The organism is Erysipelothrix sp. strain 2 (EsS2-7-Brazil) (assembly GCF_016617655.1).
In the GTDB taxonomy this organism is placed as follows: domain Bacteria; phylum Bacillota_I; class Bacilli_A; order Erysipelotrichales; family Erysipelotrichaceae; genus Erysipelothrix; species Erysipelothrix piscisicarius.
Window position 1 is genome coordinate 57,938 of record NZ_SCFT01000001.1, and the last position, 23,000, is coordinate 80,937.

19 protein-coding genes are annotated in these 23,000 nt (G+C 38.1%); 14 read left to right on the forward strand and 5 right to left on the reverse strand.

Annotated elements, in window-relative coordinates; translation table 11 throughout:
* Positions 1–8: 8 nt before the first annotated feature.
* Positions 9–842 (reverse strand): LicD family protein, encoded by an 834-nt coding sequence (locus tag EPJ90_RS00220; RefSeq protein WP_161636518.1) that lies wholly within the window; start codon positions 840–842, stop codon positions 9–11.
* 119 nt (positions 843–961) lie between these two features.
* On the opposite strand from EPJ90_RS00220, the gene pip reads away from it, so the two are divergent.
* The 7 genes from pip to EPJ90_RS00255 all read left to right on the forward strand — a co-directional run bounded on the left by pip (position 962) and on the right by EPJ90_RS00255 (position 7,806).
* Complete coding sequence (gene pip / locus EPJ90_RS00225) at positions 962–1,873, forward strand: prolyl aminopeptidase (protein WP_161636517.1); 912 nt, start codon at positions 962–964, stop codon at positions 1,871–1,873.
* A 15-nt stretch (positions 1,874–1,888) separates the two neighbouring features.
* Complete coding sequence (locus tag EPJ90_RS00230; RefSeq protein ID WP_161636516.1) at positions 1,889–2,749, forward strand: Cof-type HAD-IIB family hydrolase; 861 nt, start codon at positions 1,889–1,891, stop codon at positions 2,747–2,749.
* 58 nt (positions 2,750–2,807) lie between these two features.
* Positions 2,808–3,056, forward strand: a complete 249-nt coding sequence (locus EPJ90_RS00235; protein ID WP_161636515.1) for a hypothetical protein — start codon at positions 2,808–2,810, stop codon at positions 3,054–3,056.
* A 37-nt stretch (positions 3,057–3,093) separates the two neighbouring features.
* Positions 3,094–3,576 carry a MepB family protein gene (locus EPJ90_RS00240; RefSeq protein ID WP_161636514.1) on the forward strand — a complete coding sequence of 161 codons (483 nt, stop codon included), beginning with the start codon at positions 3,094–3,096 and terminating at the stop codon, positions 3,574–3,576.
* 178 nt (positions 3,577–3,754) lie between these two features.
* Positions 3,755–5,134, forward strand: coding sequence for a dicarboxylate/amino acid:cation symporter (locus EPJ90_RS00245; RefSeq protein WP_161636513.1), 1,380 nt, complete (start codon positions 3,755–3,757; stop codon positions 5,132–5,134).
* A gap of 220 nt (positions 5,135–5,354) precedes the next feature.
* Positions 5,355–7,070 (forward strand): C69 family dipeptidase, encoded by a 1,716-nt coding sequence (locus EPJ90_RS00250; RefSeq protein WP_161636512.1) that lies wholly within the window; start codon positions 5,355–5,357, stop codon positions 7,068–7,070.
* A gap of 58 nt (positions 7,071–7,128) precedes the next feature.
* The gene (locus tag EPJ90_RS00255) at positions 7,129–7,806 is read left to right on the forward strand and encodes a TIGR00266 family protein (protein ID WP_161636511.1); all 678 of its coding nucleotides are present in this window, start codon (positions 7,129–7,131) and stop codon (positions 7,804–7,806) included.
* Between the two features lie 117 nt (positions 7,807–7,923).
* Here the strand turns inward: EPJ90_RS00255 and EPJ90_RS00260 are convergent, their stop codons facing one another.
* The gene (locus EPJ90_RS00260; RefSeq protein ID WP_125164563.1) at positions 7,924–8,571 is read right to left on the reverse strand and encodes a peptidylprolyl isomerase; all 648 of its coding nucleotides are present in this window, start codon (positions 8,569–8,571) and stop codon (positions 7,924–7,926) included.
* Between the two features lie 322 nt (positions 8,572–8,893).
* Here EPJ90_RS00260 and EPJ90_RS00265 point away from each other — a divergent pair, with 322 nt between their 5' ends.
* The 3 genes from EPJ90_RS00265 (at position 8,894) to EPJ90_RS00275 (ending at position 16,807) form a co-directional block, all read left to right on the forward strand.
* Positions 8,894–15,160: an Ig-like domain-containing protein gene (locus tag EPJ90_RS00265; protein ID WP_200542390.1), complete on the forward strand. Its 6,267-nt coding sequence runs from the start codon at positions 8,894–8,896 to the stop codon at positions 15,158–15,160.
* Between the two features lie 223 nt (positions 15,161–15,383).
* The gene (locus tag EPJ90_RS00270; RefSeq protein ID WP_161636509.1) at positions 15,384–15,839 is read left to right on the forward strand and encodes a GNAT family N-acetyltransferase; all 456 of its coding nucleotides are present in this window, start codon (positions 15,384–15,386) and stop codon (positions 15,837–15,839) included.
* A gap of 230 nt (positions 15,840–16,069) precedes the next feature.
* Entirely contained in the window at positions 16,070–16,807 is a 738-nt protein-coding gene (locus EPJ90_RS00275) for a TIGR02206 family membrane protein (RefSeq protein WP_200542391.1), read from the forward strand.
* Positions 16,808–16,896: 89 nt separating this feature from the next.
* On the opposite strand, the gene EPJ90_RS00280 is transcribed toward EPJ90_RS00275, so the two are convergent.
* A complete protein-coding gene (locus EPJ90_RS00280) occupies positions 16,897–18,030 on the reverse strand; it encodes an MFS transporter (RefSeq protein ID WP_161636507.1) in 1,134 nt (377 codons plus the stop codon).
* A 205-nt stretch (positions 18,031–18,235) separates the two neighbouring features.
* Here EPJ90_RS00280 and EPJ90_RS00285 point away from each other — a divergent pair, with 205 nt between their 5' ends.
* Together EPJ90_RS00285 and EPJ90_RS00290 are read left to right on the forward strand one after the other, a co-directional pair.
* Positions 18,236–19,198 carry a CobW family GTP-binding protein gene (locus EPJ90_RS00285; protein ID WP_200542392.1) on the forward strand — a complete coding sequence of 321 codons (963 nt, stop codon included), beginning with the start codon at positions 18,236–18,238 and terminating at the stop codon, positions 19,196–19,198.
* Between the two features lie 4 nt (positions 19,199–19,202).
* Entirely contained in the window at positions 19,203–19,796 is a 594-nt protein-coding gene (locus tag EPJ90_RS00290) for a hypothetical protein (protein ID WP_161636505.1), read from the forward strand.
* Positions 19,797–19,864: 68 nt separating this feature from the next.
* Here EPJ90_RS00290 and EPJ90_RS00295 read toward each other — a convergent pair whose 3' ends face one another.
* On the reverse strand, positions 19,865–20,128 hold the full coding sequence (locus EPJ90_RS00295) for a signal peptidase (RefSeq protein WP_125164559.1): 264 nt from the start codon (positions 20,126–20,128) through the stop codon (positions 19,865–19,867).
* A 105-nt stretch (positions 20,129–20,233) separates the two neighbouring features.
* Between EPJ90_RS00295 and EPJ90_RS00300 the strand changes: the two genes are divergently transcribed.
* Both EPJ90_RS00300 and EPJ90_RS00305 read left to right on the forward strand, forming a co-directional pair.
* Complete coding sequence (locus EPJ90_RS00300; RefSeq protein WP_200542393.1) at positions 20,234–20,998, forward strand: lipoate--protein ligase family protein; 765 nt, start codon at positions 20,234–20,236, stop codon at positions 20,996–20,998.
* A 37-nt stretch (positions 20,999–21,035) separates the two neighbouring features.
* On the forward strand, positions 21,036–21,869 hold the full coding sequence (locus EPJ90_RS00305; RefSeq protein ID WP_200542394.1) for a hypothetical protein: 834 nt from the start codon (positions 21,036–21,038) through the stop codon (positions 21,867–21,869).
* A 59-nt stretch (positions 21,870–21,928) separates the two neighbouring features.
* On the opposite strand, the gene EPJ90_RS00310 is transcribed toward EPJ90_RS00305, so the two are convergent.
* On the reverse strand, positions 21,929–22,828 hold the full coding sequence (locus EPJ90_RS00310) for an RluA family pseudouridine synthase (RefSeq protein WP_161636502.1): 900 nt from the start codon (positions 22,826–22,828) through the stop codon (positions 21,929–21,931).
* Between the last annotated feature and the right edge of the window lie 172 nt (positions 22,829–23,000).

A 23,000-nucleotide genomic window follows, 5' to 3' on the forward strand; every position in this document is an offset into this window, starting at 1 on the left:
ACTTTTTTTTATGATTCTAAGGTTTCAATACGGTGTATCTTTCGGTCTTCTTCTTTGGGGAGTGTCATATAGTCACCAAATGCACGTGTTAACACTGCATCGGAATCGGTTGGCACCTTAAACATCTCATCTTCGAAGAGAACCTCGACTGGGTTTTCAATATATTTACGATCAATTAACGTTGCATTAAATTGGTCGTAATTTTCAAAGTATAAATAACTTAAGTCTCCAATATATGTCGTATCGACGTCCTTATATTTGGTCATGGCTTTATAGCGTTTTTTCATCAAAATTGGAATAAAAACATTAATCTTGTATAATTTTTCATTAAGAAATTGCATTGTTTTCTTTACGATAAGTTTAACGCCTTTATCATTCTCCGTTTCTTGAACTAATAAGAAAATGCGTAGAAGACGCGTATACTTATTGACCTGCTCAAATTGTTCACGACGTAGCGTCTCGTCGTCTGGAACGCGATCCATTGGGAAAATATCAACCCATGCACCTTCATATCCTTTTTGTGTTTTTGAAACAGTTTCTTTGATTTTTAAAACATCGGAGCGTACTTTGGAATACTCAATCGCAAGGTATTTATCCTTAATGCGTGATTGGTATCGGTAAGGTGAATTATGGTCAAGTTCTTTGGCCATGAGTGTATCAAACCGTTCGAAATCTTCGCGCTCCATTGCGATATCAACATCATCATCCCAGGGAATAAAACCTTGATGACGAATCGCACCCAGTAATGTCCCTGCATAAAGGAAATAATTAATCTTCTCTCGTTCACAAAATGCTTTAACCCAAACTAAAATATTATAATCTTCGCGTTGTAATTCGTTCATAGTTTGACCTCTTTTCAATTACATAACATACTAATAATAGCGATTACGATATATTATTTCAAGTTTTCTAGACAAATTTAAATTCATGATATAATAATAAAAAGAAAAAGAGGTTAAAGATGGAAATAACAGAACAATTAAGAACGCATGATGGTCAAACATTAGCGGTTTATACGCGTGGAAATCGCGAGAATCCTGCGGTTGTTTTTTTACACGGTGGACCGGGTGGGTCGATCTCTGAGAAATCATTTAGTTTTTTTGATTTAACGAAATGGTTTGTGATTGCTTTTGATCAACGCGGTTGCGGTCAGTCAAAACCCTTTGCGACCTTGGTAAATAATACGCCCTTTACAGGTGTTGAAGATCTTGAAATGATTCGTCGACATTATGGTCTTGAGTCTTGGATTGTATTTGGTGGGAGTTATGGATCAACATTAGCACTGTTATATGCGATTAAACATCCAAATCGTGTTTCGCAATTGGTATTGCGAGGTATCTTTTTGGGAAGAAAATCGGATATTGATTGGCTCTATCAAGAAGGGGCATCGTATTTTTACCCAGAAGAACATGAAGCATTTAAAGCTGTCATTGCTCCTGATAAGCGTCATGATTTAATCAGTGCTTACTATCATGTTTTCACCAAAGGCGATGATGAGCAAAAACGACTGTGTGCAAAAGCGTGGTCAACATGGGAAAGCTCGTTAGTACATTTGGTACCTAAGGCACAGGATTTAGAAATCTCTGATGGTGACATCAGTCTTGCGACGCTTGAGTGTCATTTCTTTGCGAATAACATGTTTTGGGATGATGATCAATACATTCTCAATCATATTGAATGTATTCAATCGATTCCAACTGAAATTGTGCATGGACGGTATGATGTGGATTGTCGCCCCAGTGGTGCTTATGCGTTAGCACAAAAACTGGATCAGGTGCAATTTCATTTGGTGGAGGCAAGTGGACACAGCCCTTATGAGGACGCGATGTTTAACAAATTAGTGGAAGTAATGAAAAATCTTGAAAATAAATAGATAAAGGAGCTTTTTATGATTAAGTTAATAGCAAGTGATATTGATGGTACTTTATTGAATTCTGAACATGTCATTACGGACCGTACACGGGAGGTGATTCATGCAGCGCGCAATCAAGGATATGAGTTCATGCTTGCGACGGGCCGAAATTATGAAAGTGCTGCAGCGATAGCGGAAGCCTTGGGTCTTGATCCAAATGAAATTCCCATTGTGTCACTCAATGGGATGCGTGTAGAGCATCCTATTCGAAATTATAAGGCAATTGAACCTCCAATGAGTTATGAAGCATGTGAGCGCATGGAGGCACTGGGTACGAAGTATTTTATGGGCATTCTCTATTGCTTTGATGACATTATATATTTTCAAATGGATTCCAAATCGGAAGAAGATTTTGTTTTTGGTGAAGATGAAGATCGCTTGAGATTTTTTAGTGATGGCACAAGAGTGTCTAAAATAAATCATTTAGACGATATTCACGACCGTTTTGAAAAGGGAGATTCAATTCTGAAAATCGTCTATATTCAAAATGTAGACTATACGGAATTGGTAAAGGAACGTATTGCTTTTGAAATGGAGTCGGATTTTGATCTGTTAATGGTTGCGCCTGGGTGGGCGGAAATAATGCCTAAGCGCATTAATAAAGGCGATGCAATAATGGCATATGCCGCAAGTCGTGGGATACAACCCAATGAGATAATTTGTTTTGGTGACAGTGATAATGACCTAACCATGATAAAACAATCGGGGATTGGTGTTGCAATGGAAAATGCTCGACATACTTTAAAAATCGTTGCGGATACGATTACGAGAAGTAATGATGAGAATGGCGTGGCGGAATATATTGCGGAACATTTAATTGATGTGAACGTCTTATGATAATTAATGATAATCGTGAGAGGGCGTGTTATAATATTACTAACAAGGAGGTACTATTATGAATAAATTATTTAAAGTAGCATTCGGTGCAGCAGCCGTACTCGGTGTTGGTGTAATCGTTAAAAAAATAATCGAAAAAGACATTATTCAAGATAAAGTTAAAGAACGTGAAGCCCTGAATTACCTTAAAGAAAAATATGGTGAAGATGCTTTAGATGGTAAGAAAATCATGATTGTGAACGACGACCATACGGTAACACAAGCGGACATTGCGAAGGATGTTCTTGAATACGAAATAAACAAATAAGAAGTCTTAGGACTTCTTTTTAATGAGAGGAGTTTATATGTCAGAAGGCATTGAAGCACTGCTTAAAGCAGGTATTCCGGTAAATATCATGTCACGAGATCCCTATAATGAAGCCTATTCAGGGATGAATGTTATGATTAACCATCAATTTGAAATTGTTTTTCGAGAGGGGCGGAGCACGCCTCAAAAGAAGGGTCATTTTGTAACACTTTGGAAAAAAGATATTCAAGATTTACAAAACATTCCATACTGCCTATCAGATTTAAAAGATGGTCTGCTCATCTATGTATCAGATGAATCGAATCCGGGTTTTTTTGCGATTTGTGGCGATGATTTTGATAAGCTTAAAATTTTAAAATCGGCTCATACACCGGGAAAGATGGGGTTTAGGGTTTATCATCCAACCATTGTACTTGCCTCATCCCAAGCACAGAAAACACAAGCAATCATGAAACCTTATTTTATTTCCGTTTCGGACCCTTGTTTTAAAAATCATATTTTGTCGTATTATGGGTCTTGAATTCTTAGAGTAACTTTGATACACTACATACGAATCCTTTAAGTAAGCACGAGATGTTTATAAGGAGTAAAAATATATTTTTTTAGTATATATTTATATTCTTTTCGGACTTATTTGATTCAAAATAAGTTTTTTTTTTGGAAAACTTATTATTTGGAACCAAATACAGGAGGGAAATATGAAGAAAAACAACTTCACACGTAGAATTATTTGGACATTGGTTTTAGGTTTAGGGGTCGGTCTTGGTTTTATCTTTTTAAGAGAAACCTTGATTGGAAATGGTAATGCTTCACTATGGAAGCAAATTAATGATTTATTGTTTGCGGATATCTTACAGCCGGCAAATACAACAGCAATTGGTATTTTCTATATTATTGGTCAGATCTTTATGCGCTTATTACAACTTGTATTAGTGCCACTCATTTTCACATCAATTGTGCGTTCAATTCAACAAATTCAAGAAACACGCGTTTTAAATAAACTCGCCAAAAAAGGGTTCGGTAATTTTATGCAACTCTTGGCCATCGCAATCGTCTTAGCAAGTGTTACTGGATTTACCGCTTATAAATTAGGGGTCTTCCAAATTGCGAATCTCGGTGCAATTGAGATTACCGAAGGGGTTGTGAATCAGACCAACCCATTATCGATGTTGCTTAATGCGTTTAATAATAACGCCTTAGGAACACTCAGCAGTAATTCAAATATTATCGCGGTTGTAGTGCTGGCGCTTATTGTAGGTGTTATGGCTCAACAACTCGGTGAGAAAATGGAAGTTTTACCGAAACTTATTGATGAAATTTATCTTCTTTCCATGAAATTATTGGATGTCGTTATTATGAAGTTTGGTCCGATTGCAATTTTCTGTTTGCTTGTTCGTACGCTCGCATCATATGGAACGGATTACTTACAACCCGCTCTCATTTACATGATCTTAACATCGTTAACACTTCTTGTTTTAGGGTTTGTGTTGTTTCCGCTCTTTATTGCAATCAAGACGGGGTTATCACCCATTCCATTTATTAAGAAGATGTATAAAGTTGCTGTATTTGGCTTCTCTACCTCATCATCAGCAGCGACGCTGCCATTGACACAAGAGACCGTAATGAATGAGCTTGGTGTTGATGAAGCGGTCGCCTCTTTTATTGTGCCTCTCGCTTCCACCATTAACATGACAGGAACTGCAGTCATGCAAATTATTGCGACGCTCTTTGTTGCATCGGTAGCAGGGTATCATGTTGGAATCGTTGAGTTAGTTTCAATTATTCTTCTAACCATCATTGGTTCCATCAGTACGCCAGCTGCACCGGGATCGGGAGCCATTCTACTCTTTACAATCCTTACAGGAATGGGATATACAAACCAATATGCTCTTGCTGCATACAGTTTTATTCTCGCAATTAACCGTCCTGTCGAAATGCTTGTCACGGCAATTAATGTTGTGGATGATGGGGTCAGTGCGGTCTGTGTTGCACACGACTTAGAAGAATTAAATCTTAAAACGTATCATGAATCCCCTCAATCCTTACAAAATGAGGAACCCGTACTTGTGAAGTCATAAGAACGAAAACGATATACATCATGTATATCGTTTTTTTTATTTTAGATGTGTCATGCCCAGACCTTAATGGATGAAAAATATTACATGATTGCCCAGTTTCCAATCGTATCTTTTCAAAAATAAACATTATGATACTATGAATTTAGACATAGAAAGGGAGGTACAAAAGAACAAACTACGTTATGTTTTCGTGTGCATTTTTTTATAAATGGAGGAAACTATGAATAAAATAAAAAAATTTGCATTAACAGGTCTATTAAGTCTTGTGGGTATGAGCTTATCCATTACAAGTGCCTTTGCTTGTACCGGTATCATTGTTGGGAAAAATTTAACCGAGGATGGTTCTGTAATTATTGGTCGTACTGAAGACCTTGAATTAAATCATAATAAAACATTTGTTGTTAAAAATGTGGGGGAACGGATGATTGATAATTCGGTTCCATTTGTAGACCCATCGAATGGATTTAGCTATCCACAAAGTGAACATAATTTTAAATACACGGCGATTCCTGATGTAACCCCGCAAGAAGGTATGTATGATGCTGCTGGAATTAATGAAAAAGGGGTTGTGATGACGGCTACGGTATCTGCAAAATATGATCCAGCTTATAAAACTGTGGATCCCTATTTATCGGATGGATTAACAGAGGCGGCCATCACAACGTTAATTTTACCGCGCATTCAATCTGCTCGTGAAGGGATCGAACTTATTGCAAACGTAATTGATGAAAAGGGTGCTGGCGAAGGAAATATTGTTGTTTTAGCGGACAAGGATGAAGTGTGGTATATGGAAATTCTTTCCGGTCACCAATATGCGGCCATTAAATTCCCTGATGATAAGTTTGGGGTCTTTCCAAATGCTTTTTACCTTGGAACGCTTGATGGTTTTGATGAGGGAGCGGTAATCCAGTCCGAAAAGCTTAAAGAGACTGCGATAGCAGCCGGTCGCTATGTTGAACAAAATGGATCATTCCATATCGCAAATTCATACAATCCAATAAAAATGAGTGAGGGGAACCGTTCTCGCGTTTGGTCTGGGATCAAAGCAATCAACCCAAACAGCACCATTAATTATGATGATGATACCTTTGAATTACTACAATCGATGGATGGTAAGGTTGGGTTGAAGGATGTGATGAAATTCCAACGGAACCGACTCGAAGGTACAGACTTTATTCCTTCCGATGAAATTAAATTGGATAACAAAGGGAATATTATCGGAGAATACGATAAAGGAAGACTTAAATATCCAATTGGTAATATTAATACAATGGAAGCACATATCTTTCAAATTAAAGAATCGCTGCCAACAGATGCGGGTGCGGTAATGTGGCTTGCTGTGGGTTCACCCTTGGTTTCGCCTTATATTCCTTATATGGGAACCATAACGGATACGCATAAATCTTACCAAGTTACGAGTACATCATTTGATGAAAACTCATGGTATTGGAATGCGAATTCAATTGCGCATCAAGTGTTTGGAGATGATGCGAAACGTAAAGAAATTCAGAATCAATGGCAGGAACTTGAAGATGCTTTAATTGAAGATCAACTGAATATAGAGAAGCGTTTTATGATGCGTTCCGCTGATTTTGATTACCAAGCACACACGCTGCAAATTGCGGATGATGCGTTTAATAAATTGAAGGCATTGGATCAAAAACTTAAGGGAATCGAACCAAAGACAGAAGAACCCAAAACAGAGGAACCCAAAACAGAGGAACCGAAGGTGGAGGAGCCGAAAACGGAAAAACCTAGTGGTTCTGAAACAACAAAAGAAGATACTCCAAGTCCATCGGATCAAGGTGCAACACCTACTTCAAAAACCTTGCCAAACACTGGGGTTTCCGCATCAAAAACACTGCTATACGGCGCATTGGGCGTAGCGTTAGTGGGAATGGTTTTCGTTTATAAGTCTTATCGTAAAGAACACTAAAGAGGTATAATGCCTCTTTTTGTTGTTTATGATATAATTCAAGAAAAGGAGAACGTTTATGGAATTTAAAATTGAAGGGACTTATCCAGTCCTACGCTGTTTTCTTAATGAGGGGGAGTCCTTAGTTACAAGTTCTGGAAATATGTCTTGGATGACCTCCAATATGACTTATAAGGTACATTCGGGAGGCGGCTTTAAGAAAGCGTTTGGCCGTGCTTTTTCGGGAGAAGGATTTTTCCAAAATACGTATACTGCTGAGGCTTCCAATCAAGAAATTGCGTTCGCAATGTCGATGCCAGGTGTAATTAAACATATCGTTATGGACGGTTCTAAAACCTTTATCGCTCAAAAAAATGCCTTTCTAGCTTCGGAACCAGGCGTTGAATTTTCCAACGAATTCACCAAAAAATTATCGGCTGGATTCTTTGGTGGTGAGGGTTTTATTCTTCAAAAATTTTCAGGCATTGGGAACCTCTTTCTTGAAGCGGATGGGTCACTCATTACGTATGATCTTCAAGAAGGTGAGTCCTTATTAGTCGATCAAGGGAATTTATTTATGTTTGAATCCGGTGTATCTTATGCAATTGAAACCGTAAAAGGTTTAAGTAATAAATTTTTCGGTGGTGAAGGGTTCTTCTTGGTTAAGTTGACTGGACCCGGTCAAGTAGTGCTTCAGACACTTCCAATTTCGAATTTAGCGGGAGAAGTCAATCGAGTCCTCCCAACCTCAAACTAGACTAAAGAATCAACGGATTATAAGGAGTTCCATTTCATGGAAACTCCTTTTTTTATAACATAAAAAACCGTACATCTTCTGTACGGTTATCGCATCCTCTGTCTCTACATAATACACCTAACTTTGAGTCGGAGTGGTATAGGTTTTCCCTTTGGTATCCACTGTTACATGCTTCATAACTTGTTCGCTTCCATCGACAGGACGATTCTCCTGATTTGTTTTCACATTCACGATGCGATCAACGGTCTCCATGCCTTCAATAACGTTTCCAAAAGCGGCATAACTTCCGTCAAGATGAGGGGAATCGCTGGTTACGATAAAAAATTGTGAACCTGCTGTATCATTGCCTTTGCTACGTGCCATCGATATCACACCACGTTGGTGTTTGATAGGATTATCAAAATTGTTTTGAGCGAATTCGCCTTTTATCGTATAGCCAGGACCACCAGTTCCGGTTCCTTTAGGATCACCACCTTGAATCATAAATCCCGGAATGACGCGATGAAATAATAAGCCATCGTAAAACGAATTTTGAGCCAAGCTAATAAAATTGTTTACGGTGTTTGGAGCGATATCTGGATAAAGTTCTACTTTAATAATACCTCCATCTTCCATTTCGATTGTGACGACAGGATTGGTGTCTTTTGAGAAGTCTTGAACCTCTGATGACGCATCCGGTTTCGGTTGGTTAGGGGTCTGTGAACACCCGGTCAGTGAAATTAAAACAAAAAAACTCATAACAAGTAAGGTTGTGATTTTTTTCATAGTGCCTCCATTTTTCTATTATTATATCATATTTCTATTTTTACGCTTTACCAAAGGATTTTTAAGGTTAATTGACGAACAACGATAATCAAGTAACGTTTAGGGTTAAAAGCACTCATACAAGGGTATTCGGGAATTAAGTAAAGTTTACCAATATTTTACTTGTGAAATGTTACCGTTTACACTTGACAAGTATGCTTGCAGACGCAATAATGGACACGTAAGCGCTAACAATATGAAATACATGAGAAATATCTTTGGTAAAGATATCGATTAAAGATATTTAAATGTTTACTGGTTTTTACTAAATAGGAGGAAGAGTATGAATTCGTCATTTAGAAAAGCAGTTAAAATTATGGGGGTGGTGGTAGCTGTGACGTGCTCAAGTGTTTTCATAGAAAAAACCCCAATCCATGCTGCTGTCGTGGAACCTGTTGTAATCAAAACAGATTCACGAAATGTTGATTTTAATGATGATTGGAAATTTAAGCTGAATGTTTCAGGCGCATCAAGTCCAAGCGAAGTTGATTATGATGAAACAGATTGGCAATCGTTATCATTACCTCATGACTGGTCAATCTTTTTTGATTTTGACCATAACTCACCGGCACAAAATGAGGGTGGTTTGTTAAATGGTGGTACGGGTTGGTATCGCAAAACATTTATTTTTGATAAAAAGATGGACAAACATGTTCGTTTAAATTTTGGTGGCGTCTATATGGATTCCACGGTATTTGTGAATGGTAAAGAAGTTGGAAACTATCCGAACGGCTACACGCCTTTTTCTTATGATATAACGAATTATATCAATCAAGAAGGCCCGAATACGATTGCGGTCAAAGTTGTGAATAAACAGCCAAGTAGTCGATGGTATTCAGGAAGTGGAATCTATCGTGATGTTTCCTTAACGTATACTGACGATGTTTCCGTAAAAGAGTATGGAACAACCGTCTTAACACCAAACTTAGAAAAAGAAGTTGGTCATGAGGTTACGACTGATGTTAAGACGACCATCGTAAATAAATCAAAAAAAGCTGAAAAAGTTAAAGTTAAAACTGAAGTTGTAACGGTTGATGGAACTTCAATGGGATCATCCGAAACGAAAGAAGTTGAAATTCAAGCTGGGAAAGAACACACCTTGGATTCAACCATACAGGTTACAAATCCAACGTTATGGGATATCGACACACCGGTAACGTACCGCGTTAAAACACAAGTTTTAAAAAATAATCGTGTCGTCGATGAGACAATCGAACGATTTGGTTATCGTTTTATGAATTGGACTCCTGATGGCGGTTTTTCATTAAATGGTAACGATGTTAAGTTCTATGGAGTTTCAATGCACCATGATCAAGGTGCACTGGGTTCAGTTGCGAATTATGATGCAATGCGACGTCAAATGGAAATTCTAAAAGATATGGGCGTTAACGCTGTTCGAATTACACACAACCCTGCAGATGATAAGCTCCTTGCGATTGCTGAAGATTTGGGACTTATGATTATCGATGAAGCCTTTGACACATGGTATGGTGGTAAAAAGCCTTATGATTATGGTCGTTTCTTCGATGCAAAAGCAACCCATCCCGAAGCACTTGAAGGCCAAACATGGGCAGAATATGACCTTAAACGTATGGTTGCACGTGGTAAAAACTCACCTGCAGTCATTATGTGGTCTTTAGGTAATGAAATTGGAGAGTCCAACGGAGGTAGTGAAAAAGCGGTTCAAACGATCCGTAATTTACACCGATGGACGAAAGAAGTTGATGAAACGCGCTATACAACCATGGGACAAGATGTTTACCGTTGGGCTGCAACAGGTGCACATGAGCGTATCAGTGCTGAAGTTGATGCAGTTGGAATCAACTATGCTGAAGATTCTTATAAAACGATTCGTGCAAAACATCCAGATTGGTTAATTTATGGATCTGAAACCTCCTCAGCAACACGAAGTCGTGGTGTTTATGCATTCCCGGATGAATTACGTTCGCATGACAACAGTGCAGCGCGTAAGTATCAACAATCGGATTATGGTAATGATCATGTTGGTTGGGGTAAAACAGCAACCAATTCATGGATTCCAGATCGTGATGAAAAAGGGTATGCGGGTCAGTTTATTTGGACCGGATTTGATTATATTGGTGAGCCAACACCATGGCACAACCAAAATCAAACGCCACCAAAATCATCTTACTTTGGTATCATTGATACCGCTGGATTCCCTAAAAATGATTTCTACCTCTATCAAAGTCAATGGAAAGATGTAAAGACTGATCCAATGGTGCACATCTTACCACACTGGAACTGGGAGAAAGAATCGCTTTTAGACTACAATATGAGAACACGCGATGGGAAAATTCCCGTACGTATCTTCTCCAATGCGGCGAAGGTTGAGTTGTTCTTAGATGACGTCTCACTGGGCGAAAAAGCATTTGTTCAAAAAACAACAGCGTATGGTCGTCCTTATCAGGAAGGTGCCAATGCTAAAGAATTATACTTAGAGTGGCGTTTGGATTTTAAACCTGGTACTTTAAAAGCCGTTGCGAAAGACGCAGAGGGCAACGTTATCGCTGAAGATGTGATTCAGACTTCAAAAGGATCTGCAGCTGTAGCATTAGCTCCTGAAAAACGTGTAATTCAAAATGGTCGTGATCATTTATCCTACATTCATGTGAATGTTGTAGATGAAAACGGTGTGATGAATCCGAATGCTCAAAATAATATCATCTTTACCCTAGAGGGAAATGGTGAGATTGTTGGGGTCGATAATGGGGATCCTGCAAGTAATGAACGTTATAAAGCACAACATGATGGTACATGGCAACGAAAAGCGTTCAATGGTAAAGCACTTGTCATTGTGAAATCGGATGGCCAACCAGGTTCCTTTAAGTTAACTGCGAAAGCTGAAAACTTATCTGAAGCAAAGACTGAAGTCTTTGCGATTGAGAAACAACCTGAGACCCCTGAAATTTTAGGATTTGATGATGTTTCTGTATTTACCGAAACACATGTCCAACCTGAACTCCCAACGACTGTAAATGCTATTTACTCTGACGGAACGGAAAAGAAAGTGGATGTAAGTTGGGAAACCATCGATGCATCGAACCTCGAACAACCTGGATCTTTTAAAGTGAATGGAACCGTCGAAGGGGTAACACGCCCTGTAACGGCAACCGTATGGGTGCGCATGATTACTGATCTTATTGATCCAATCCTTGCGACGCCAAAGGGCACCGTACCAACCTTACCTTCAACCGTTACCGCTTATTATTCAAATGGTGCGGAAGTAAACTTACCGGTAACATGGGACTCTATTTCTGAAGCTATGGTTGCGAAAGCAGGCATTATCAAGGTTTCCGGTCAAGCACATTCGGGTGGTCAGGATTATCCGGTCACTGCCCATATTACAGTGTTAGAACCGAAAGCGGTAAGAGAAAATATTGCCGTGCGTCGTCCACAAGATACGTATCCAATCGCTACAAGCTCCTACATGAGTGGTGGTGATCGAATCGAACGGATTAATGATGGTACCATTGCTTTTGAAAACCGATGGACCAACTGGGTTAATAATTATGGTGACAAAAAAGAAGAATGGGTCATGTTAGAGTTTGAAAAGATTGAAACAATCCATCAAGTTGGAATTCATTTCTTTACAGACAATACAACGAAAGTACCTGCTTCCTTAATCATTGAAACAAGTGTTGATGGTGTATCCTTTACACCTGTTGTAAATCAAAGTAAAAATGATAATTTTGTGGTGACAGCAGGGGATGTGACCAAGGAAATTCCAATCACCTTTGATACAGTTGATGCGAAGTTTATTCGCCTCAATATGACTTCACAAATGAATGGCGATAAGCCAAGACCTATGGGTCTTTCTGAATTAAAAGTAATCGGTGATACCCTTAAGATTGAAGCCAATTCTAAAGCTGAATTGGAAATGATTCATCTTGATGACAAACCGTTAGAAAACTTTAAATCCGATCAAAATGTTTATGTTGTAAGCGTACCATTTGGAAAAGCATTACCAATTCTTAAGGGTACAGCAAAACCAGGTTCTTTTGTAAATGTCGTCCAACCTACCCGCGATAATAATTATCAAGGGAAAGTTCGTGTTACATCTGAAGATGGGTTAAACTCGAAAGATTATGATTTGACTTATGTTGTTTCCGATCCAGTTTATGATCATTCAACCCTTACACTCGATCGTTTACAAGGTAAAACTCAGGAAACCATTGCCTTTAAATTGGAAAGTTTCCTTGAAGATGGAACAGTGATTGCACCTTCACTACTTGATATCACATATGAAGTGGTCCAAGGTGAAAAATCAGGAGTTCGTATGGAATCGGGCTTAATCTACTTACATCAAGAGGGAACGTATACTGTTAAAGCGCATATTGCTTACGGTGGTAAATCATATGAAAGCAACGATGTTACCTTTACGGTAACGAAAAATGATGTTCAAGAACCGATTAAAGCATTTAAACCAATCGTGATAAGAACAGATCGCAGTAAGAAGATTGAACTGCCTCAAACCGTTACAGCCCAATATGAAACACTCTTTGATAAAGACGTTTCAGTAACTTGGGATGCATTTGATGAACAACGTCTTGAAGAATACGGAACCTTTGAAATTAAGGGTCATGTTGAGGGTACAAAACTTCAACCTGTCGCTAAGGTTATTGTCGAGGGTTATGTCGGTGTTGAAAGCTTTAGTCTTGTGACACCTCAAGATAAATCCTTTAAACTACCACTTAAAGCAAAGGCATACCACAATACGGGTCGTGTTGATGAATTTAATGTCACTTGGGAAACCTTTGATAAAGAAAACTTAAAAACCCCAGGGACCTATATACTCAAAGGTATGGTCGAAACAGCAAATGCCGAAACAACGCTTTCGATCCGCGTTACCGCCGATTACGAAAAAGGCGATAACATCGCTAAGATGTGGACCGGTTCGGAATTGCCAGCTGCAATCGCATCCTTTACAAACGATGGTCCAGGTTCTAACGATCGTGTCAGTGCAATGAACGATGCGGTTATCTCGTATACTAACAGTCCTGCAAACCGTTGGACCAACTGGCAAGCACAAAGTCGTGAAAAAGACTGGGTGGGAATTGTCTTTGCGGATGCAGGGACTATGGCACCACGCTTCGTTGATAACTTTAGTATTGGTTTCTTCGAAGATAATGGAACAGGATTCCCTGGTTCGTATGTAGTTGAAGTCTTGAAAGAAGGAATTAAACCAGAATTGCCAACAAAATTTGGTCATATAAGCAGTGAGGATTCAGTCCTGAATGATCCAAATAATTGGGTTGAAGTACAAAACCTTAAGGCAAAACCGTTTGCGTATGAAACCATGAATACGTTAACATTTGATGGCGTGGAAACATATGCGGTACGCATTAACATGACCAAACAAGCCAACAAAAAAGGAATTGCGATTACAGAAGTGGAAGTTTATGATCGGATCGCTAAAGCACATCAAGACTTTAACGTGACATTACTTGTTGATGGAAAAGAAGTTGATGCTTTCGCGCAAAATAACAATTTTGTTTATGAACAAAAAACAAATAATCTACCTGAACTCGAACTTAAGACATCGCAGAATGCGAGCATTACTGCTATTGAAACCGCTAATGGGATGAAATATGTTGTAAGAGCAGAGGATGGTATTAATACAGAAACATACACAGTTACTTATGACTCAACGATACGAGATGCACGCAATGCTTTAGTAGCGATGATTACAAAGGCTAAAAACATTGATATCGAAGGGTATGAAAGTACTGGTGTACAAGCCATGCAAGCATCAATTCTTAAAGCGCAAGATGCTGTGGATGATCTGAATTCAGATGTGAAAACACTGGAGAGTCTCGCACAGTTATTGCAAGAGCATATTGATAACTTAGAAGAAGTTGGCAATCAAATTGAGAAGGCACGTGCATCGCTTAAAGCGATGATTGAAATTGCTGAGAGCATTGATCGATCACTTTATACTGAGGAAAGTCTTGCAGCTTTAGATAAACAACTATCATTTGCAAATGTAAGTTTTAATGATGCATCCGCAACAACTTCAATCCTTGAGGTTGTTACGAATAATCTTCGTGAAGCGATTTTTGGTTTAGAATATCGTGATCAAACCATTAAGGGACCTTTAGATTCAATTACCTTGAATCCAAATGTAACGTTAGATGGTTCAAAACCAATCACAGAAGCGGCATTTATTGAAGCCCTTAATATTCAAAACCCAGACGGCATTGCGTTTGATATTGAAACGAATTTTATGGAACTTGTCGACCAAAATACGGAAGGAACTTATGCGGTAACGGTACGTCTTACACGCTTACAGCGCTCATTCTTCCGCATGAAATCCAATCCATATGTAAAAGAATTTAAAGTTGATGTAACGATTCAAAAGGAAGAAGACAAACCTATTGTCATTGACCCAAATGAGAAAACAGAAACATCAACCACACCACCAACCACATTACCAACAACCGGTGTTGGATCACGAAATGTGACGACACTGATTACACTTGGTGGGTTGATGTATGTTGTAAGTCTTAAAAAGAAACGTAAACAACAATAATGGTTTAAAAAGAACTCATGATCATGAGTTCTTTTTTTGATAGGGTCTGTTAGTGATAATAAACATCGATTATGAAATGTATTCTATGTTATACTTTTTTAGAGAAAGGAGGGATTAATGATGAAAAAATATGATGAGATCCCTCTAAATTTATTTTTTTAAAATACCTTTGGATATTTTTAGAGCAGACACGATTATAAAGGTTCAAAAGGAAGGTAATTAAATGAAAAAAGTATGTATTGATGACTTAACCGATGCACTCTTTAAAGATGCATTTATGGCGTATTTTCATGAATTTGGTTATGAAATAAGCAATCATCATGAATTTTTTGAAGCAATGAATCGTGAAGAAAACAATGAAGTTTTAGCGTATGAAGAAGCGGGTCAGATCATTGCGTTTATCATGTATCGATATGATCATCTTAGCCATTGGTTTTTTACGGAGCATGTGATGTTTGTTCGTGAACTTTGGGTCAAGCCATCCCATCGAACACATGGGTTGGCTTCAAAATTACTGATGGAAGTCGAAAGCGAAGCGCAGACAAATCAAGTCTTTAAACTCATCCTAACCACCGATTCCGCGCAGCATCTTTACTTAAAAAATGGATATATCCTTGACCGAAGTTATCGCGCGAAAAACAATCATCCTGTCTATATTAAATCCTTAACGATAGATTAATTCGTGAGTCGATTTGATCGATCCAAACACCAAATTCTTTTTGGTGTTTTTTATTCACAATGTTTTATTAGAAAAGCTAGAACCTAAAGCCCTTCTGTTTTAGATTTGGAGGAATGCATTCTTTGTAATTATTAACGTCATTTCATTTTGATTCAGCCAAAATCAGTGTGATTTTATTGTGAAATAGGGTATAATGAATGTTACTTTAAAAATAGAAAAATGGAGTTTTTATGAGTCAATTAAGTGAAAAGTTATACTTTAGTCAAAACCCTTTTACACTCTATACGCCGATTCATTTCTTAATGTTAATATTGGCGGGGATTTGTATCGGAATAGTGATTAAAAAACGTGATGAAATTGCAATGGGGAAATATGCTTGGTTACGATGGGTTTTCCTTGGCGTCTATTTGATTCAACAGGGGTTACTTTATAGTTGGTATGCGATGAATCATCAACTGACCTTACATGACGCGTTACCGCTTTATCCATGTCGTATTTTGCAGATTATGACAATTATTCTGCTTGTATCGAAACAGGAACGTATCTATGAAGTTTTGGGATTGCTTGGAATTCCTGCAGCCGTAACTGCCTTGATTTTAGCAGATACCAGTGGGTTTAGCTTCCCGAATGCGATGTTTATACAATTTTTTGTAGGACATTCATTAATGATTTTAGTGCCACTCTATATGAAGTATCGTTATCATTTCTCCATGCAGGAAAGTGCAACATTAGGTGTCATCAAGATGGTGGGTGGTTATTTTATCATCGTAAGTTTTATTAACCATCTAATCCAAACAAATTATGGGTATGTTTCAACACCACCGGTAGCATTAAGTTTTCTAAATGGCGTTCCAAGCATCATTTATACATGTGGCTACTTCATGATCTATGTCGGTGTGGTATTAGCAGGAAGTAAGATCGCAACACATCAGGATGCTGATGAAATCATATTTACGATAGAGTCGTAGCATACATTACGCGTTTAAACCAATTCATGAAGAATTGGTTTTTTTTAACAAAAAAAACCACTTTATTTCGAAAGTGGTTTGAATTATTTCTATAATTTACGATCAGAGATAAATGCGAAGAATACCATTGCAATTGCATTGATTGCAAGAACATTAATCGCGAAAACCATACTTGTACGGTCTGCAATTGATCCAATAATTTGAGGGGTAATGATTCCACCTAATGCAGCACATGTAAGCAATAAGGCTAAACGTTTTTGGTTCCCAATAACATATTTTGATGTATTCGCAATACTTGTTGGATAGATTCCTGCAAGACATAATCCAAGTCCTAAAATCGAAATTGTAATAATGACTGGATTCATTGTTGATACAAGACCAAAGAATGCGATTGCGGCTCCAACGGTATAAACCAACACCAGTTTGGATCCTTTAACTTTTTGAGAAATAAATGCAGTCATTAAACGTCCAATCATTATCATAATCCATGTCAAGGAAACTAGGGTTGCAGCAAATGCGTCGGACAAAATGTTCATACTCTTTAAGTAGGTCATAAACCAACCGTTAATCGTATTCTCCAAACCTAGATAGAAGAACATAACAAATGCAACTGCAAAGAAAGCGAAGTCTAATTTTTGCGTTTCCACAACATTTGTGGATTTTTGTTGTCCATTTAAATCGAGATCCATGGTGAGATAATTAATCCATGAAATGGTTGTAATTGCAGTTAAAAATAGAATGAGTTGATTAAAGTCAAATCCAATTTTTTTCAAACCAATAATTACAAAGGATGCAAGACCGGCACCAATCGCAAAAATTGTATGAAGCATATTCATGTCTCGTGACTTATTATCACTAAGATCATTAACGATGGCATTACTTAAAATACTTACGGCACCACGTCCAATTCCCATTAAGATAAATCCAAGCCATAATATTTTACGAATGGATTCTGTAAATACTACAATCGATAAGAAACTTAAGGGTACAAGTGCAGCGAGAATACCAATCGCAATTTTGTTTCCGAAGCGTTCAGATACAAAGGGACTGATAAAGTTAGAAAGTAGGTTACCTACCGCAAACATTGAGAGTAAGGTTCCTGCATCGCTATAAGAGAGATTCAGGTTTGTAATAAGGTCTGGCATAATTGCGCCAATACCTAGGATAAAGATCCCACTTAAGAAGAAACTAAAGTAGGTTCTTAAGATTGTTTTGTTTTTCATATTGTTATTCTTTCCTCCACAAATCATCACATATCGGTGACGACAACACTAACCATTCTAATTAAGTAAACCGGTTTTGTCAAACAAACCTCTCTACTTTGATTGAATTGGCATCAATGGATCTTTTTATTTTGAATTAAGACACTTTTTACTTGCGTGAATTCTGTCGCTCACGCATAATAGAATTATTAATAAGGAGGGCGCTATGATCCCAATTACAATTATTTCTGGGTTTTTAGGATCTGGAAAAACAACATTCATCAATCAAATTCTACGTGAGTCTCAAGACGATACAATTGGTTTAATTATCAATGAAATTGGATCTGTAAACCTGGATAAAGCATTTATTAAATATGATCAAGATCGTATTTTTGAAATTAACAGTGCGTGTTTATGTTGTGTCGATGATCGTGAATTTGAACGTGCGATTCTAGACTTAAAGCAACAGTTTGAGGCCCAAAAGATGCACTTGAAGTCAATCATCATTGAAACAAGCGGACTTGCGGAAGTAAATCCCTTAATTCAAACGATTTTAAAGTCACAACCAATCCAAAACCATTTCTTTTTAAACGAAATTATTACCCTTGTGGATGCACTCAATGGGGATCAAGCATTGGAACACTACCGTGAATCGTTGGAGCAAATCGCTTTTGCTGATCGGATTTACATCACGAAAGCCTCATCAACACCGTATTCCCTTTTAGGTAAGTTAAAAGCTATAAATCCATTAGCTCCAGTTTCTCTTTTAAAACAGGATCAAACTTATCTTCATCTTTTAAATGAAGACCGTTTTGATGCATCACATACCAAGTATGCCTCGTTAAATCAAACGGTTTTAAATCAATCGCATGAAACCAAACATCATCGTCATTCACACGTAGATACCTTGACACTTTACGCTGAAAATCCACTCTCTTTTTCTGATTTTAAAGAGTGGCTTGTGGAACTGGTAGAATCAATGGGACATGATCTTCTTCGTTATAAAGGGCTTTTGTCGGTAGAGGGAATCGATGCATCCATTGTCGTTCAGGGGGTTGCGAGCACCTTTATGATTGATTATGGTGATGAAAACCAAGAAACGCAAAGTCATTTCGTAGTTATCGGTCGAAATATAAATGTTGAGCAAATAACGTTATCGTTTAAAGCGCTGGAGCGTCGGAAGGAGTAAGACAATGTTTATTGTTAAAATAATGCAGTATGAGCGTCATCATACATTAGGGATCTTTGATACAGAAGCAAATGCGCTTAACTTTATCAAACAAATTCCTCATATTGAAATTGAACAGTACCAAATTGAAGGGGTCGAAGAACCGTTTACGGATTACTCGATCAATCGAGAAAACTTGCCTGATTATGAGGAAATTCACTACCGTGGTAAGCGTGTCCCAATCACAAAACACATGTTTGTTCCTAATGAACGAATTTCGGTCTTTGTGATTCCAGTAGTATACATGGATAGTTCAGAGACAGGGATGGTTGATGATGCAACCCAAGTGGATGCATATCTTGTCACCAATGAAGAAGTAGAGTCTTATATTGATAAACGTGAATTTCTTGCACGAAAAATAATGGAAGAAGCAGATGCTCGTGGTTTTAGAAATATCGAACGTGCGTATGCGGGATCTGAAGATGGAGAAGCAATTATCGCCATGGATTCAATGGGAAACAGTCGTTTTTTAACGCATCTCGATGCAAGTCTTGTTGACCAATTTGAATTTAATGATGATGAGACGTTAAAACGGATTTTGAAACATACATTTGAATAAGTTATGACCGCTTTTAAAGGGTATCAAAAAAAACGCTCGCAGGTTTTGTTGAGCGTTTTTTTTAGATTTTATTGAAATAATCGTTGCGCTTCTCGAATGCCACGTCGCGTGAGCTCAAAACCACCAACAACCCATAGTTTCGTATAACCCGCTTCTTGGAGTAACGTGATGCTCTCTTTAACCTGTTCTTCATCCAGGTCGAGGTTTGAAGCAATTTCTTGTATGAATGAACTGTTGAAATTAGAAACCGTTCGCGAACAATCTTTTCGATCACAACGGGTTTGGTACAAAAGATAAAGCTGTTGCAACACATCGTATTGTTGTTTTTCCATAAAATGCCTCCTTTGTCTCGATTATATCATGTGTTTGTGAAAGGTCATGGTTGTTGACTTGGAGGATTGATGAATCTAAGATTGAATTAGAAAGTAGGGGATTGTATGAAGGGAATTGTTATTGATGAAATTATGCAAACGGAGGATGCTTTTATATCGACTTCAATAGATGCATATTCGTTAAAAAATGTTGCAGAATATGAGTTGATTCTACATCTTTTTCAACATAAAGGCATCAATATGGGTGTTGATGATGTAAGAATGGATGATTTTGATAAAGGGCTTGCGTTCTACCAAAAACAAGGCCAACCGGTTATGATTCGTAACTCTGGGGGTCGTTCAATCGTGGCGGATGAAGGGGTTTTGAATATGTCACTTACATTTCATTCTTCTGCGTCGATGAACGATAACTACCTTATGTATGGTGATTTTATTCGTGAAGCACTTCAACCCATTTCAAATAAAATTGAGATATATAAAGTAGCGGGTGCATATTGTCCTGGTGATACGGATATGAGTATACAGGGGAAAAAGTTCTGTGGTACTGCGCAACGTCGTTCAGGGTCAAAAACATCAATGGTATGTTACATTAGTGTCTGCGGTGACCAAATAAAACGAGGTGAACTGGTGCGAGATTTTTATGCTCACTGCCGGGGCGATGTCGTCGATGTTAATCCCCATTCCATGGAATCATTGGACATGCTTACAGGGTATGAATTGACACCACGATACATCGGTGATCTTCTGATTCATGAACTATCTAAGCGTTGTGATTTTATTGAGTTTCGAAAACGGGATGATTTAGATCAAAATCAATTTCAAGAGGCAATGCAACGTACACAAGATCATAACCAAAGGCTGTTACCGTAATGATTCGAATCATGTATAATGGACTTTGAGGTGGATTATGAAAAAAATTGTTAATGGACTTTTGAGTTTGCTTGTAATTGTTGCTATGTTCGTATTGGTTGGCACATTGATGGTACAATCCCAATTGGGACAGATCTCTTCATTTATTGAACCAACATTTATGGATGTTGAAACACAGGTAGCGCACTACTTTGAGCCGATTCGCGCCATGATTCCAGAACCAAAGCAAAATGAGTTTGATGCATTGCAAAAAGAGGTCGTTCAAGATCCAAAATTTCAAGAAATTTCTGAAACACTGGTAACGAATGCTTTAAGTGATGTCGTGACGGGTGACATCAGTATGAATGAGCTTGCATTAAAGGGAGAGGTTCAATCCTATATTGAATCCTATGCCCCTGAAATTGAGTCATTGAGCGAGGGCAATGTTTCGGTTGAAGAAGTCAGTGCAGTTGTGGAGGAGGCTTTAAATCATCCCGATGTGCAGCGTACGTATGAAACCATCATTACTCGTGTTCAACAAGAACTTTCTCCCAACCAACAACGCGTGTTAACTGGGGTTCATTGGTTTATGAACGAACGCAGTAAGATTATCATAGGGACCCTTGTCAGTATAGCACTCATTCTTTTAACGCTCATGCTTATGAATACGGGCTGGCATTGGACGAAACTTTTTGGGAAGATTGGATTCATTACAGCCGCTTTAATGCTTGCACTCTATCTTATTTCGCCTGTGATCCTGGATGCTCTCCAACAGCGCTTCGGTACGGAAATTTCATTGAAACAGAATCCTTTTAGGACTTGTCTATGGATGGCTTTGGGGAATTTTGGAATGAGTCTGTTATTTAAAATTATGAGTCGATTGGAAGCATAAAAAAAAACAAACATCGCTAAATACTTCAGTGATGTTTGTTTTTCTTTTGGGAAAAAGACTTACTTTGCATGTGTGATTGTTTTAATTTTCTCGATAAAATATTCAGGAAGTGGCACTTCAAATTGCATGAGTTTTAAACTTTTAGGGTGAATAAATTCAAGTTTTGAAGCACAAAGGTATTGGCCACTTTGATCTGCATCAAGCGGGTGCCCGTATTGGGGGTCACCATGAAGCGGAATCTTAGCGTAAAGCGCATGAACACGTATTTGATGTGTTCTTCCAGTTTCAAGTTTACAACGAATCAAACTTGAGTTTATATAAGTTTCAACTTTCTCGAAATGGGTTCGGGCTGGTTTGCTCCGTGCTTGATTCACAGTCATAATCTTGGTGTTTGATTTATCAGGGCCGATGGGCGCATCAACCAGAACATGGGCCTGTGGCAATACGCCGTGAACTAAGGCGTAATACGTTCGATTCATTGTTTTATCAAGCAACTGCTCAGCGAGAAATTGATGTGTTTTATCATCTTTGGCAACGACAAGAAGTCCAGATGTATTTCGGTCAATGCGATGAACAAGACCGGGGCGAATATAGTGATCTTTGTTGTGATTTAAATAATAGATCAATCCATGAAGTAACGTATCGGATTTAACACCATGACCCGGATGTACGACAAGGCCTCTGGGTTTATTCACGACAAGAAGGTATTCGTCTTCGTAAACGACATCAATGTTCATTTTAACAGGTTCTATATCCAATGTTTTTACTTGATAGGTTGAAGCGGTAATACAATCATTGAGTTTCGTTTTGTAATTTGCTTTCGTGGGCATATCGTTACATAAGATGGTTCCATCTTTGATCATACTCGCAATTTTACTTCGTGATAGGTCTAGGTGTTCATTTAAAAAATGGTCAATGCGTTGCCCAATTGTCTTCGACGTAATAATCCATGATTCCATATTCATACCTCTATTTTTTACTTGGAAATTATATCATGTGGTGAATCCAGATAAAAGCCTAAAAAGAGAAGAATAGCATCGTGCAAAACAATTGTTAATTTGAGGTGAAATTACACAAGTGCGTGCATTTCGGACACTATTTAGATTTCACTTCTTAAAAATATATGAATTC

What these genes read in the sequence shown, in the direction of transcription:
- EPJ90_RS00220 (WP_161636518.1), bottom strand. Translation starts at nt 842, where the DNA reads ATGAACGAATTACAACGCGAAGATTATAATATTTTAGTTTGGGTTAAA.
- pip (WP_161636517.1), top strand. Translation starts at nt 962, where the DNA reads ATGGAAATAACAGAACAATTAAGAACGCATGATGGTCAAACATTAGCG.
- EPJ90_RS00230 (WP_161636516.1), top strand. Translation starts at nt 1,889, where the DNA reads ATGATTAAGTTAATAGCAAGTGATATTGATGGTACTTTATTGAATTCT.
- EPJ90_RS00235 (WP_161636515.1), top strand. Translation starts at nt 2,808, where the DNA reads ATGAATAAATTATTTAAAGTAGCATTCGGTGCAGCAGCCGTACTCGGT.
- EPJ90_RS00240 (WP_161636514.1), top strand. Translation starts at nt 3,094, where the DNA reads ATGTCAGAAGGCATTGAAGCACTGCTTAAAGCAGGTATTCCGGTAAAT.
- EPJ90_RS00245 (WP_161636513.1), top strand. Translation starts at nt 3,755, where the DNA reads ATGAAGAAAAACAACTTCACACGTAGAATTATTTGGACATTGGTTTTA.
- EPJ90_RS00250 (WP_161636512.1), top strand. Translation starts at nt 5,355, where the DNA reads ATGAATAAAATAAAAAAATTTGCATTAACAGGTCTATTAAGTCTTGTG.
- EPJ90_RS00255 (WP_161636511.1), top strand. Translation starts at nt 7,129, where the DNA reads ATGGAATTTAAAATTGAAGGGACTTATCCAGTCCTACGCTGTTTTCTT.
- EPJ90_RS00260 (WP_125164563.1), bottom strand. Translation starts at nt 8,571, where the DNA reads ATGAAAAAAATCACAACCTTACTTGTTATGAGTTTTTTTGTTTTAATT.
- EPJ90_RS00265 (WP_200542390.1), top strand. Translation starts at nt 8,894, where the DNA reads ATGAATTCGTCATTTAGAAAAGCAGTTAAAATTATGGGGGTGGTGGTA.
- EPJ90_RS00270 (WP_161636509.1), top strand. Translation starts at nt 15,384, where the DNA reads ATGAAAAAAGTATGTATTGATGACTTAACCGATGCACTCTTTAAAGAT.
- EPJ90_RS00275 (WP_200542391.1), top strand. Translation starts at nt 16,070, where the DNA reads ATGAGTCAATTAAGTGAAAAGTTATACTTTAGTCAAAACCCTTTTACA.
- EPJ90_RS00280 (WP_161636507.1), bottom strand. Translation starts at nt 18,030, where the DNA reads ATGAAAAACAAAACAATCTTAAGAACCTACTTTAGTTTCTTCTTAAGT.
- EPJ90_RS00285 (WP_200542392.1), top strand. Translation starts at nt 18,236, where the DNA reads ATGATCCCAATTACAATTATTTCTGGGTTTTTAGGATCTGGAAAAACA.
- EPJ90_RS00290 (WP_161636505.1), top strand. Translation starts at nt 19,203, where the DNA reads ATGTTTATTGTTAAAATAATGCAGTATGAGCGTCATCATACATTAGGG.
- EPJ90_RS00295 (WP_125164559.1), bottom strand. Translation starts at nt 20,128, where the DNA reads ATGGAAAAACAACAATACGATGTGTTGCAACAGCTTTATCTTTTGTAC.
- EPJ90_RS00300 (WP_200542393.1), top strand. Translation starts at nt 20,234, where the DNA reads ATGAAGGGAATTGTTATTGATGAAATTATGCAAACGGAGGATGCTTTT.
- EPJ90_RS00305 (WP_200542394.1), top strand. Translation starts at nt 21,036, where the DNA reads ATGAAAAAAATTGTTAATGGACTTTTGAGTTTGCTTGTAATTGTTGCT.
- EPJ90_RS00310 (WP_161636502.1), bottom strand. Translation starts at nt 22,828, where the DNA reads ATGGAATCATGGATTATTACGTCGAAGACAATTGGGCAACGCATTGAC.